This window comes from Pantoea sp. X-Soil-OKNW-556, assembly GCF_059730695.1.
In genome coordinates this window covers 1349105-1361801 of sequence record NZ_AP035990.1, presented here as the reverse complement: position 1 = coordinate 1361801, position 12697 = coordinate 1349105, and the positions used below count along the sequence as shown (strand labels likewise).

Below are 12697 nucleotides of genomic sequence, written 5' to 3'. Positions count from 1 at the left end.
GGAAATAATTCGCGCCACAATGTGTGGCGCGAATAAGTCCATCAGAACCGGTTGCAACTAGAACAACTTCGGTCCATAGCCCCACAGAATTACCGTCAGCGCCAGCAGCACCTCAAACACCAGCACACCAATCGCCAGCGTCGAGCCGGAAAAGCGCAGACTCTCTTCTTTATCGATATTGAGGAACACCGGAATACCGACAAACAGCAGATAACCGGTGTAGACCAGTGCCAGCGTACCCACCAGCAGGCACAGCCACACCAGAGGATAGAGCGCGACCAATCCGCTAATAAACAGCGGCGTCGCCACATAACCGGCAAACACGGTACAACGTTGAATGCTGGGACGCTGCGGATAGTTACGCGCCATCCAGTGAATAACGCGGCCCATCACGGCCACGCCACCTAAGATGATGAGATAAAACAGAATGCCTAGCCCGATACCGGTCAGCATGTTGAGTTGGACAAATTGCCCTTCGCCCAGATTCCAGCCCAACTGTGTGGTGCCGATAAAGGCGCAGATCACCGGGATCGCCGCCATCAGCAGAACATGGTGGGTGTAATGGTGCGAAACGCTCTCGTTTTCCTGCTTGATATCGCGCATTTCTTGGTTAGGATGCGCGAGAAGTCCCCAGACATGATTCATAAAATCACTCCTCTGATGCGACGGGCTGCCCCGAAACGCAACGCCTCGCAGCGCGGGCAGCTTCACTTCAAGTATAATCGGCGCGGCGGTTTTTGCGGCAAGCGGCACAAAAAATCGCCGTCAGGTGTAAACTGTTACCAGGTTTGCTTACAACAGGGAGGAGGATTTTGCATCTTGATATCAACGGATTAATTAGCCAGTACGGCTACCTGGCACTGCTGATTGGCTGTATCGCCGAAGGGGAAACCTTCACCCTGTTGGGGGGTGTGGCGGCGCACGAGGGATTGCTGCACTTCGGCGGCGTGGTGCTGGCAGCGATGGCGGGCGGGATTATTGGCGACCAGTTGCTGTTCTGGCTGGGACGGCGTTTCGGCACCCGCATTCTGCGCCGTTTTCGCAAGCATCAGGATACCATCCGCAAGGCAAACCACCTGATCCAACGCCATCCCAGCCTGTTTGTGATTGGCGTTCGTTTCATGTACGGCTTTCGCATCGTCGGGCCAATTATCATCGGCACCAGTCGCCTGAAACCCCTGCGTTTTTTCCTGCTGAATGTGATTGGTGCCGCGCTCTGGGCGCTGATCTTTGTCACCCTGGGGTATTTTGCCGGTGAGATCGTCGCCCCCTGGCTGCACCAGCTTGATCAACATTTAAAACATTTGCTGTGGCTGGTGGCGGCGGTGGGATTTGCCATCCTGCTACGTTTTATTATCCGTCGCTGGAACCGCCGCCGCGCCAATTAGCCGTGGTGATATCCCTTAAACTGTGGATTTGCCAGCATAAACCCACCATCGACAATAAAGGATTGCCCGGTGGTGTAGGTCGCCCATTCTGAGCACAACCAGGCCACCAGGCTGGCGACCTCACGCGTATCGCCCGGTCGCCCGATGGGGATTTCCGGCATCCGCGTGCTGCGCGCATCCTCGTTACGCAGATTATTCATCGGCGTGGCAATCGCTCCCGGCGCCACGGCATTGACCAGGATTTGATGCGGTAACAGGCTGAGCGCCATCGATTTGGTTAACCCGCCTAACGCATGTTTTGCCGCGGTATAGGCCGCCGCATCGGGCAGCGGCGTATGTTCATGCACCGAGGTGATATTGATAATTCGCCCGCCGTTGCCTTGATCCACCATGTGGCGTGCGGCGATCTGGCCGCAAACGAAAGCACCGTCCACATCGACATTAAACACCTTGCGCCAATCCTCAAAGCTGAGTTCGAGAAAATCCGCTTTGGTCATCACGCCGGCATTGTTGACCAGTACATCAATTCTCCCCAATGACGCAATCAACTGCGCCAACTGTTGACCTCCAGCCTGCGGGTCGGAGAGATCCAGTTGCCGCACCTGCGCCTGCTGGCCCCGGCTCTCCACCAGGCGCGCCGTTTCGTGCGCCCCCTCTTCGTCTGAACGCCAGGTGATGCCGAGGGTATATCCCGCCTCTGCCAGCATCAGCGCACAACTGCGCCCGATACCCGAGTCGGACGCGGTGACCACCGCCACTTTCTGTTTGACCAGCGCCATAACCTTCTCCTGTGTGTAGGGTGTCTCCACAGTATAGAAGTTATCGTTCTGTGCCCCGCCGCGGCCGCACATACCGTTTCGGCTATAGTTAACAACGGACTGGCGTAACGGAGGCAGGATGAGCGCAATCAAACGCAAGATTGAGGATCATGGGGTGATTGGCGATTTACGCACCTGCGCGCTGATCGCCAGTGACGGTACCATCGATTATCTGTGCTGGCCCGAGCTCGACAGCCCCTCGGTGTTTAGCGCCCTGCTCGACAGCGACGAAGCCGGGCTGTTCTCACTGGCCCCGCAATGGAAGAATGCGCGCCAGCAGCAACTTTACCTGCCTGATACCAATATTCTGCAAACCCGCTGGCTGGGCGAAGAAGGGGTCGCGGAAATCACCGATTACATGCCGATTTGCGATGAAAGCGGCAAGCTGCCACGCCTGGTACGCCGGGTGAAGATGGTGCGCGGTTCTGCGCGTTTTAACCTGCTCTGCGCCCCTCGCCATGATTATGCGCGCGCTGAAACGTACACCGAAGCGCGGCCTGGCGGCATCGCCTTTCATGCCGAGGGCCAGCCCTCGTTACGTCTCAGCGCCAGCGTGGTGATGACGCGGGAAAATCATAGCGCCACCGCCAATTTCACTTTGCAGGCGGGCGAGCATGCCGAATTTGTGTTTGGCAGCGACGACGATCCCCATCTGGACACACTGGCGACTGAACGCTGTTTTCGCGACACCCTGCACTACTGGCGGCGCTGGAGCCGACACAGTTCTTACCGGGGGCGCTGGCAGGAGATGGTGACGCGATCGGCGCTGGCACTGAAACTGCTGACCTCCCATCAACACGGCTCGATTGCCGCCGCCGCCACTTTTGGCCTGCCGGAGGAGCTGGGCGGGGAGCGCAACTGGGACTATCGCGCCTCGTGGATTCGTGACGCCTCGTTCAGCATGTATGCGCTGATGCGCCTCGGTTATGTGGAAGAAGCGAAAAGTTTTACCCATTGGGTGGGACGCTGTGTTGAGCACAGCCACGATGACACGCCGCATTTGCAGGTGATGTATCGTCTGGATAGCAGCACCGAGCTGCATGAAACCGAACTGCTTAACCTTTCCGGCTACGCCAATTCCCGCCCGGTGCGCATTGGCAATGACGCCTGGCGGCAGACGCAACTTGATATTTACGGTGAGCTGATGGACGCCATCTATCTTGCCAACAAATATGGCGAGGCGATCTCCCAACGCGGCTGGAAGCACGTTGCCAACATGATCGATTACGTATGCGATAACTGGCAGCAGCCCGATGCCGGAATTTGGGAGATGCGTGGCGAGCCGCAACACTTTCTCCATTCGCGCCTGATGTGCTGGGTGGCGCTGGATCGCGCCCTGCGCCTCGGCCTGAAACGTTCATTACCGATGCCCTATGAACGCTGGGATCGAGTGCGTAGCGCCATCCGCGATGATATCTGGCAAAACTTCTGGAACCCGGAGCTGGGGCACTTTACCGCGACACGCAATGGCCGCTTTCTCGATGCCTCGATGCTGTTGATGCCGCTGGTGCGTTTTGTCGGTGCCACCGATCCAGACTGGCTGGCGACGCTGGACGCGATCAAAACCCATCTGGTGAGTGACGGCCTGGTACGTCGCTACAACATCAACGAAACCCCTGCCGATGCGCTGAAAGGCGGTGAAGGATCATTTGCTGCCTGTTCGTTCTGGTATGTTGAGTGCCTGGCACGCGCCGGTCGGGTGCATGAGGCGCACTTCGAATTTGAAAAATTGTTGAGTTACGCCAATCCGCTGGGGCTGTATGCCGAAGAATTTACCCCGCATGGTCATGCGTTGGGTAATATGCCCCAGGCGCTGACCCATCTGGCGTTAATCAGTGCGGCGTTCTTTCTGAACCGCAAGCTGAGTGGTGAAGTCACCCTGTGGCAACCCTGAAATCAGGCCCGTGGCAATCTGAATAAACGGCTTATTACAGCTATTTACGTAAAGTATGTTCAACCTGTTAAAATCGTGATTCCCATCACCGCTTCAATGCACATATAATGCGCAGCGGGTCACTAAGACCAAGATGGATTCGACACACTGACAAGCCTGAAATACGGCTATAACGACTTGTAAAAACATGAAAAAGAGCATTCGCGCGTTCGCTTCACTCGCCCTCGTACTGGCGGCGTTCAGCCAGTCGGCCTTTGCGGTGGTTTATCCGCTACCGCCCGCTAACAGTCGTCTGATTGGCGAAAATATTCAGGTTACCGTACCTGAAGACAGCAAACTTCCGCTGGAAGCCTTTGCCGCTCAGTTCCAGATGGGCCTCAGCAACATGCTGGAAGCCAATCCGGGCGTTGACGTCTATCTGCCGAAAGCAGGCACCAACCTGGTGATCCCACAGCAGCTGATTCTGCCTGACGCTCCGCGTGAAGGCATTGTGATCAACAGCGCTGAAATGCGTCTTTACTACTACCCGAAAGGCACCAAAACCGTAGTGGTGCTGCCGATTGGTATCGGCGAGCTGGGTAAAGATACCCCGATCAACTGGACCACCAGCGTTCAGCGTAAGAAAGATGGCCCGACCTGGACCCCGACCAAAGCGATGCACGCTGAATACGCGGCACGCGGCGAATCCATCCCGGAAGTATTCCCGGCTGGCCCGGATAACCCGATGGGCCTGTACGCACTGTACATTGGTCGTCTGTATGCCATTCACGGCACCAACGCCAACTTCGGTATCGGTCTGCGCGTAAGTCATGGTTGCGTGCGTCTGCGTGCTGACGACATCAAATGGTTGTTCAAAAACGTGCCGGTTGGTACGCGCGTCCAGTTTATCGATCAGCCGGTGAAAGCCACTGTTGAGCCGGACGGTTCACGCTACGTGGAAGTTCACAACCCGCTGTCCACCACCGAAGAGCAATTCAACTCACGCGAAATCGTACCGATTACGCTGACGGCGGCGGTGACCAAAGTGATTGCGGATGCCAGCACCAACCAGGATGCGGTCAACAACGCTATCCAGGCGCGTACGGGTATGCCAACCAAAATCAATGGCCCGGCGGGTGAAGCTATGCCTGCGCCAATCCCGGTACAGGAAACCCCGAACGCAATGCCAAAAGAAGAGCCGATGACCCCACAGGGTGCCAACATCCCGGCTCCGGCAGCAGCCAACAGCACCACGGCGAATAACAACTCGTAATCCCTGCGTGGATCATGAGAAAAAGCCAGCCCTCGGGCTGGCTTTTTGTTGCCTGACATAAAACATTGCGCGATAAATCGCGCCGCTACAACGGGGGCACGAAACGTAACGGCGCGATTTATCGCACAACCAATTAACTCCGTGGCCGCCGCAGCGCCAGCCAGCCCGCCACCAGGGTAAACGCCAGCACCAGCAATACCAGCAATAAAAAGCCATGCGGGTTGCTCGCCAACGGAATGCCGCCCACGTTCATACCAAAAAATCCCGCCACGATGTTGATCGGCAATGCCAGCACGGTGATCACCGTGAGTAAAAACAGCGTGCGGTTGCTCTGCTCCATCAGGCGGGCGGCGATCTCTTCCTGCAATAACCGAATCCGCTCCATCAGGCTGGCGAGATCATTTAGCGCCACGCTGAACTCTTCGGTAAAAATTCGTAGCTCACTCAGCGGTTCCCGCTTCAGCCAGCCGGGTGGACGGTTCAACAGACGAAATAATGCCGCCGGTTCGGGTGCCAGCAGACGCTGGATGCGCAATAACATACGCCGCAGACGCCCCAGTTCGCTGCGATTGGCTTTGATCGCCTGGCTCAGCAGGCGCTCTTCAATCGCGTCCACCGCCGCGCTGGAACGCCGTACCACCTGTTCCAGTTGCGCTTCCTGCTCGCCCAGCAGCCACAGCAGCAGCGCATCGGGTTGCGCAAACGACAAGCGCCCCAGTTGCTGATGCATACGCTCAATCATCCCGACCGGCCGGTAGCGCGCACTGACAATGATTTGCGGGCGGCACCACATCCACAGCGTCGCATTCTGCGCACTGTGCTCCTCGCGACTGAAGGTGACATCGTTCAGCACCGCCAACAGCGCGTCGTTTTGTTGTGCCAGGCGGGTGCGCGGTGAAGCGGAGTGAATCTCATCGAAGAAGTCACTGTCGACATCAAAATGGACCTGCACCCAACGTTCGGCGCGGGCATGATTCAGGTTGATATGCAGCCAGAGGAAATGCGCTTCCGGCAAGCTCTGGCGGGCCAGTTGGGACGCTTCGCGCGCGCTGAGCCGCTGAGGAGGAGAATCGGGCGAGAACAGATAACCATGAATCAACCCGGCCACTTCGTTATTGAAGTCGGGCAGCGTGGTAAGCGGCAGAACAGGCTGGAGCATAGCAATCAGGAGATCCGGCAGCGGTCAGACACTCAGCCTGCGTCAGCAAGATGACAGAGAGATGACAGGCCATCGGCAATATCATCATTCTGTCATACAAAACCGGTATCACACTGCGGGTATCGGATGCTATCCGGCATCATTATCCACCACCGGGGTGTGCCATGAGCGAAAATAGTTTACCTGCGTCAGCGTCGTCATCGATCGGCGGACGTCCTGATTTACACCCGCGCGGCGGCCGCTTTTCCCGTGCACTCTTTCTGCTGCTGGTGCTGGCCGGGCTGGCCTTCACTGCTCTCAACCTGTTTAACGATGTCGCCGATACCGGCGCGCCCGTCACCAGCTATACCCCCTTTCTTCTGCTGGGGTTGGCCTTGCTGATTGCCCTCGGTTTTGAATTCGTTAATGGCTTCCACGATACCGCCAACGCTGTCGCCACAGTGATCTATACCCACTCACTGACGCCCGGCGTGGCGGTGGTGTGGTCCGGCATTTGTAACTTTCTCGGCGTACTGCTCTCGAGCGGCGTGGTGGCGTTTGGCATTATCTCGCTGCTGCCGGTGGAGTTGATTCTCCAGGCAGGCAGCGGCAATGGCTTTGCCATGGTGTATGCCCTGCTGTTCTCGGCAATTATCTGGAACCTGGGTACCTGGTATTTTGGCCTGCCGTCATCATCGTCCCATACGTTGATCGGTTCGATTATCGGTGTCGGGGTGGCGAACGCCCTGCTGCATGGTCGCAGCGGCACCAGTGGCGTGGACTGGGATCAGGCGCTGAAAGTCGGCTATTCGCTGCTGCTGTCGCCGATGGTCGGTTTTATCTGTGCCGCCTTGTTGCTGTTGGCGATGAAAGCCTTGATCCGCAACCGTCAGTTGTATGAAGCGCCGAAAAACGACCAGCCACCGCCGGTGTGGATCCGGGGTCTGCTGATCCTGACCTGTACCGGGGTCTCCTTTGCGCATGGTTCCAATGACGGTCAGAAAGGGATGGGGCTGATTATGCTGATTCTCGTCGGCACCATGCCGATTGCCTATGCCCTCAACCGCTCACTGCCGCCAGACCAGATTCCACGCGTCGCCGCGTTAACGCAGATCACGGAACAGCAGTTGCTGACGTTACGTTCGTCTACCTCAGAGATCGCGGCACCACGCGAGGTGTTAACCGAGTTTGTGCGCACCGGCCAGCCTCGCCCCCAGGTACTGCCCGCGCTGGGGATGATGCTCGGCGCTATCGGCGATCAGATTCGCCGCTACGGTTCTATGGAGAATATTCCGGCGCAGTCAGTCACCAATACCCGTAATGATATGTATCTCGCTTCGGAATCGATTAAGCATCTGCAAAGCGCTAAAGTGGCGCTGCCGGAAGAGACGGAACGCAACCTGGTGGCGCTGAAACGCGAGCTGGACAACGCCACCCGTTTTATCCCGATGTGGGTAAAAGTGGTGGTCGCCATCGCGCTGGGCCTCGGCACCCTGGTCGGCTGGCGGCGTATTGTGGTGACGGTGGGTGAACGCATCGGTAAAACCCATCTGAATTATGCCCAGGGGGCCAGCGCCGAGTTGGTGGCGATGGCAACCATCGGCGCCGCCGACGGCTTTGGTCTGCCGGTGTCCACCACCCATGTCCTCTCTTCCGGGGTCGCCGGATCGATGGCCGCCAACCGTTCCGGTTTGCAGCTCGCGACCTTACGTAATCTGGCCGTCGCGTGGGTGTTGACGCTGCCGGTATCCGTACTTCTTGCCGGGCTGCTTTACGCCCTGTTTATCCATCTTTAACGGTGATTCGCCATGTCTGCGCACCCGTGCCGGAGAGCAGAAAAGTATTAACCCGCGGTCTGCACGGCCGAACGACGGCCGCGCTGTTGTTGCAGGCGCAGCGTAATCAGGAACGCGCCCAACACCATCAACGCGGCCGCCAGATACACCGACTGCATCCCCCAGTGACTGATCAGCAATCCCGCTACCGGGCCAGTCAAGCCCAGCCCCAAATCCAGAAAGGCTGAATAGGTGCCAAGCGCCGATCCCTGATCCTGCTGCTGCACCTGCTTCACCGCTTCCACGCCGAGCGCCGGGAAAATCAACGAGAAACCTGCACCGGTCAGGAACGCCCCAACATCCACCAGCCAGGCACTGTCGGCCTGCCAGATCAGCACCAGCCCGGCGCACTCCAGCACGAAGGAGACCAGCGAAACTTTCAGGCCGCCGAAACGCGTGATGTAGCGACCAAAGCCGAGGCGCACAATGACAAAACCGAGGCTGAATACCGTCAATGCGAAGGCCGCGCCGGTCCAGTCACGGCTGGCAAAATAAAGTGTGATAAAGGTGGAGATCACCCCGAAACCGATGGTGCCAAAGCCAAGCGCCAGACCAAACAACCAGACGCGGCTGACCACGCGATGAAACGGGATACGCACCCCCGCCGTAACGCTGACCGGCGGCTTTTGATACGCCAGCACAAATCCCACAAGACCCATCAACGCCACCAGCCCGGCAAAGCCACTGATGCCGAACCACTGATTCAGCAACACGCCGAGCGGTGCGCCAATCGCCATCGCGAAATAGGTTGCCACACCGTTCCATGAGATGACGCGCGCGGTTTGCAGCGGTCCGACAATATTCATGCCCCACAGGGTAGAACCGGTGCTGCTGAAACTCTCACCGACACCAAGAAAGACGCGCCCCAACGCCAGCAACAGCAGGCTGAGAAGCGGTATATCACGGCAAAGGGCAGCGACAATCGACAACACGCCGCTCATACCACAGCAGATCAGGCCGAGCATCACCACGCGTTTGGGACCAAAGCGATCTGCCAGACGACCGGAGTGTGGACGGCTCATTAAGGTAGCGAAATATTGAACGCTGATAATCAGACCCGCCACAAACGAGCTAAAACCGAGCTGGTTATGCACGAATCCCGGCAGCACCGCCAACGGCAGACCTACGGAGAGATAGCAAAAAAAGGTGAAAATCAGGACGGAAACAATGCGTTTATTTAACTGAGCATTACTCAGTACAGCGGCGTCAGACATGTGCGGTGGCGTTGCGTAACTGGGTGAAGTTGAAGCACTACTATACCCTTAGCCTGCTAACGGGTCGCGGATTTTTTTATGTCTGGTTAATGCAACGTTGGGCGTGGCGTTCAATTGCCGCCGCGATGTCAGCCGAGACTTTTAAGGTGCGGATTTCACTGAACAGCCCATCCGCCTGGTGATATGCCTTGCGCAGATAACCCAGCCACTGCTTGATTCGCGCCACATGATACAAACCGGTATCACCCTGCTTTTCCAGCCGGGTGTACTTCTGTAACAACGCGACCACATCGGTCCACGCCATCGGAGCTTCGTTGTACTTCACTACGCGACTCAGATTGGGCACATTGAGCGCGCCGCGTCCCAGCATCACCGCATCGCAACCGGTGATACGCAGGCAATCCTGCGCATCCTGCCAGTTCCAGATTTCGCCATTGGCAATCACCGGAATCCGCAGTCGCTGACGGATTTCACCAATCGCCTGCCAGTTAATGCTTTCGGCGCGGTAGCCTTCTTCTTTGGTGCGACCGTGCACCACCAGCTCGCTGGCCCCCGCCTGCTGCACCGCATCGGCAATCTCAAAACGCCGTTCGCTGGAATCCCAGCCGAGACGCACTTTGACCGTGACGGGCAGGTGATCCGGTACCGCTTCCCGCATCGCTTTCGCGCCGCGATAAATCAGTTCAGGATCTTTCAGCAACGTCGCCCCGCCGCCGCTGCCGTTAACCAGCTTCGACGGGCAACCGCAGTTGAGGTCAACACCCCAGGAGCCAAGCTCCACCGCACGCGCGGCGTTTTCTGCCAGCCACTCAGGATATTGCCCCAACAATTGCAGCCGCACACGCGTACCGGACGGCGTGCGGCTTTGATGTTGCAGTTCCGGGCAGAGACGATGGAAAGATTTTACCGGCAGCAGTTGATCGACCACGCGCAAAAACTCGGTGATGCACAGATCGTAATCATTCACTTCGGAGAGCAGCTCGCGCACCAGCGAATCGAGCACGCCCTCCATCGGCGCCAGTAAAACCCGCATCGCCTTAGTGATTACCGCTTTTGCTGGCCGCCGGACGGCGTGAGCGCGCCGGTTTGCCATCCTGACCCTGACGGCGCGGTGCACGGTTTTCGCCCTGTGGACGTGGCGCACGGCCCTCACCCTGAGGACGCGGATTACCGCCCGCTGCCGGACCACGGCCACGACCACCGCGCTGCTGTTGCTGCTGGCGGCCATTCTGGATCGGCTCCGCTTTGATGCTCGGATCCGGATCAAAACCAGGCAACGCAATGCGCGGAATTTCACGCTTCAGCAGACGTTCGATATCACGTAACAGCTTGTGCTCGTCAACGCACACCAGTGACAGTGCAGCACCGGTCGCGGCGGCACGACCGGTACGGCCGATACGGTGTACATAATCTTCCGCCACGTTCGGCAGTTCATAGTTCACCACATGCGGCAGCTCTTCGATATCAAGGCCACGCGCAGCGATGTCGGTCGCCACCAGCACACGGATGCCACCGGTTTTGAAATCAGCCAGCGCACGGGTACGCGCCCCCTGGCTTTTATTGCCGTGGATTGCCGCAGCGGTGATGCCATCTTTATTCAGCTGTTCAGCCAGATGGTTGGCGCCGTGTTTAGTACGGGTAAACACCAGCACCTGCTGCCAGTTGTCGCGACCAATCATCAGCGACAGCAGCTCACGTTTACGTTTTTTATCAACGAAATGCACCTGCTGCGAAACCTGCTCAGACGCGGTGTTGCGGCGAGCCACTTCCACCTGCTCCGGGTTATTCAACAGCTTTTCCGCCAGCGACTTGATCTCGTCGGAGAAGGTGGCAGAGAACAGCAGGTTCTGACGTTTGGCAGGCAGTTTCGCCAGCACGCGGCGGATATCGTGGATAAAGCCCATATCCAGCATGCGGTCTGCTTCATCCAGCACCAGGATTTCCACATGGGACAGATCGACGGCATTCTGATGCGCCAGGTCGAGCAGACGGCCCGGTGTTGCCACCAGCACATCTACGCCGCCACGCAGTTTCATCATTTGCGGGTTAATGCTGACGCCGCCAAATACCACCAGCGAACGCAGGTTAAGGTATTGGCTGTAATCACGTACGTTTTCACCGACCTGAGCGGCCAGTTCACGGGTTGGCGTGAGGATCAGCGCACGCACCGGGCGACGTCCGCGCGCGGGTGCATCTTTTGCTGACAGACGCTGTAACAAGGGCAGCGTAAAACCGGCGGTTTTGCCGGTGCCGGTCTGGGCGCTCGCCAGCAGGTCACGACCAGCCAACACCACGGGAATAGCCTGACGCTGGATTGGCGTCGGTTCACGATAGCCCTGTTCCGCTACCGCACGCAAAATATCGGCATTCAAGCCGAGAGAGTCAAAAGACATGCAGGTGTATTACTCCGAACCGCCCTGACCGCAGTTTGCGATGTAGTTTTCAGGGGGGATATGACGCAAGCCTAAAGCCTACGTGTGAAAAGGGCACAAACTACCATGCGTAAGGGCGGCAGTGTAGCAGCTTTCAGCCAGCATTGCGCGATAATCGACTGTAAAAAAAAACAGCGCGATAAATCGCGCCGCTACCATCAGTTAACTGCGTTTCTTCTGCACGCGCTGCGCAGGTTCTTTCGCCAGCAGGGAAACCAGCGCCGGTCCCACCAGCATGACCACACCAAGGCAGCCCAGCAGCAGGTTGTTATGGATGATGCGTGACACCAGGAACAGCGTCAGCATTGCCGCTCCAAAGTAGTAAGTGGTGGTCACTTCTTCCAGAGAGTCGCCTAGCATACGCAAACGGGCACTACGCTGTGTGACCAGCATGGTGATAAACACCACAACGTAGGCCGCCACCAGGGTACTGCTCACTTCAACCAGCGCCTTATGTTTCCAGCCCCAGACCAGCGCGGCAATCACCAGCAGGTGCATCGCAATATGAACGCAGGTTTGTCCGGTAACAATCTGAACACGATTAGACCATTTCATTCTCTTCTCCTGGCAGACCCAACAGATCGCCCAAGTGTATCTGGCCGCGGCCAGACAGATTTCCTCAATGTAAGGCAAATTTCGGATAACACCCTAATTTTCTGCTCCCTTCGCCTTCCATTTGTGACAAAGACTACACTTTATCCGGTTGATGATGAAAAGGAGCGCGTC

The 12697-nt window shown here is 57.6% G+C and carries 11 protein-coding genes; 4 read left to right on the top strand and 7 right to left on the bottom strand.

Annotated features, from left to right (window positions below):
- Positions 1-57: 57 nt before the first annotated feature.
- Entirely contained in the window at positions 58-645 is a 588-nt protein-coding gene (locus tag AC6I8T_RS06220; RefSeq protein WP_036624497.1) for a Yip1 family protein, read from the bottom strand.
- A gap of 167 nt (positions 646-812) precedes the next feature.
- On the opposite strand from AC6I8T_RS06220, the gene AC6I8T_RS06215 reads away from it, so the two are divergent.
- Positions 813-1388: a DedA family protein gene (locus tag AC6I8T_RS06215; RefSeq protein WP_021182475.1), complete on the top strand. Its 576-nt coding sequence runs from the start codon at positions 813-815 to the stop codon at positions 1386-1388.
- Here the strand turns inward: AC6I8T_RS06215 and AC6I8T_RS06210 are convergent.
- Positions 1385-2167 (bottom strand): SDR family oxidoreductase, encoded by a 783-nt coding sequence (locus AC6I8T_RS06210; RefSeq protein WP_208725057.1) that lies wholly within the window; start codon positions 2165-2167, stop codon positions 1385-1387. The two genes, AC6I8T_RS06215 and AC6I8T_RS06210, sit on opposite strands and share 4 nt — an antisense overlap.
- Before the next feature lie 118 nt (positions 2168-2285).
- Between AC6I8T_RS06210 and AC6I8T_RS06205 the strand changes: the two genes are divergently transcribed.
- Complete coding sequence (locus AC6I8T_RS06205; RefSeq protein ID WP_208725056.1) at positions 2286-4100, top strand: glycoside hydrolase family 15 protein; 1815 nt, start codon at positions 2286-2288, stop codon at positions 4098-4100.
- A gap of 187 nt (positions 4101-4287) precedes the next feature.
- Entirely contained in the window at positions 4288-5352 is a 1065-nt protein-coding gene (locus tag AC6I8T_RS06200; protein WP_021182472.1) for a L,D-transpeptidase family protein, read from the top strand.
- A gap of 133 nt (positions 5353-5485) precedes the next feature.
- On the opposite strand, the gene AC6I8T_RS06195 is transcribed toward AC6I8T_RS06200, so the two are convergent.
- A complete protein-coding gene (locus AC6I8T_RS06195; protein WP_208725055.1) occupies positions 5486-6511 on the bottom strand; it encodes a CorA family divalent cation transporter in 1026 nt (341 codons plus the stop codon).
- Positions 6512-6675: 164 nt separating this feature from the next.
- Here AC6I8T_RS06195 and AC6I8T_RS06190 point away from each other — a divergent pair, with 164 nt between their 5' ends.
- On the top strand, positions 6676-8286 hold the full coding sequence (locus AC6I8T_RS06190; protein WP_208725054.1) for an inorganic phosphate transporter: 1611 nt from the start codon (positions 6676-6678) through the stop codon (positions 8284-8286).
- Between the two features lie 47 nt (positions 8287-8333).
- On the opposite strand, the gene AC6I8T_RS06185 is transcribed toward AC6I8T_RS06190, so the two are convergent.
- The 4 genes from AC6I8T_RS06185 to AC6I8T_RS06170 all read right to left on the bottom strand — a co-directional run bounded on the left by AC6I8T_RS06185 (position 8334) and on the right by AC6I8T_RS06170 (position 12526).
- Positions 8334-9539 carry an MFS transporter gene (locus tag AC6I8T_RS06185; protein WP_208725053.1) on the bottom strand — a complete coding sequence of 402 codons (1206 nt, stop codon included), beginning with the start codon at positions 9537-9539 and terminating at the stop codon, positions 8334-8336.
- A gap of 76 nt (positions 9540-9615) precedes the next feature.
- The gene (gene dusC / locus AC6I8T_RS06180; protein ID WP_036624493.1) at positions 9616-10572 is read right to left on the bottom strand and encodes a tRNA dihydrouridine(16) synthase DusC; all 957 of its coding nucleotides are present in this window, start codon (positions 10570-10572) and stop codon (positions 9616-9618) included.
- Positions 10573-10576: 4 nt separating this feature from the next.
- Entirely contained in the window at positions 10577-11932 is a 1356-nt protein-coding gene (rhlE, locus tag AC6I8T_RS06175; RefSeq protein WP_021182466.1) for an ATP-dependent RNA helicase RhlE, read from the bottom strand.
- 201 nt (positions 11933-12133) lie between these two features.
- Positions 12134-12526 (bottom strand): YbhQ family protein, encoded by a 393-nt coding sequence (locus tag AC6I8T_RS06170; protein WP_013508363.1) that lies wholly within the window; start codon positions 12524-12526, stop codon positions 12134-12136.
- Between the last annotated feature and the right edge of the window lie 171 nt (positions 12527-12697).

Excerpts from the sequence above, each read along its gene's own strand:
- AC6I8T_RS06220 (WP_036624497.1), bottom strand. The coding sequence starts at position 645 with ATGAATCATGTCTGGGGACTTCTCGCGCATCCTAACCAAGAAATGCGC.
- AC6I8T_RS06210 (WP_208725057.1), bottom strand. The coding sequence starts at position 2,167 with ATGGCGCTGGTCAAACAGAAAGTGGCGGTGGTCACCGCGTCCGACTCG.
- AC6I8T_RS06205 (WP_208725056.1), top strand. The coding sequence starts at position 2,286 with ATGAGCGCAATCAAACGCAAGATTGAGGATCATGGGGTGATTGGCGAT.
- AC6I8T_RS06200 (WP_021182472.1), top strand. The coding sequence starts at position 4,288 with ATGAAAAAGAGCATTCGCGCGTTCGCTTCACTCGCCCTCGTACTGGCG.
- AC6I8T_RS06195 (WP_208725055.1), bottom strand. The coding sequence starts at position 6,511 with ATGCTCCAGCCTGTTCTGCCGCTTACCACGCTGCCCGACTTCAATAAC.
- AC6I8T_RS06190 (WP_208725054.1), top strand. The coding sequence starts at position 6,676 with ATGAGCGAAAATAGTTTACCTGCGTCAGCGTCGTCATCGATCGGCGGA.
- AC6I8T_RS06185 (WP_208725053.1), bottom strand. The coding sequence starts at position 9,539 with ATGTCTGACGCCGCTGTACTGAGTAATGCTCAGTTAAATAAACGCATT.
- dusC (WP_036624493.1), bottom strand. The coding sequence starts at position 10,572 with ATGCGGGTTTTACTGGCGCCGATGGAGGGCGTGCTCGATTCGCTGGTG.
- rhlE (WP_021182466.1), bottom strand. The coding sequence starts at position 11,932 with ATGTCTTTTGACTCTCTCGGCTTGAATGCCGATATTTTGCGTGCGGTA.
- AC6I8T_RS06170 (WP_013508363.1), bottom strand. The coding sequence starts at position 12,526 with ATGAAATGGTCTAATCGTGTTCAGATTGTTACCGGACAAACCTGCGTT.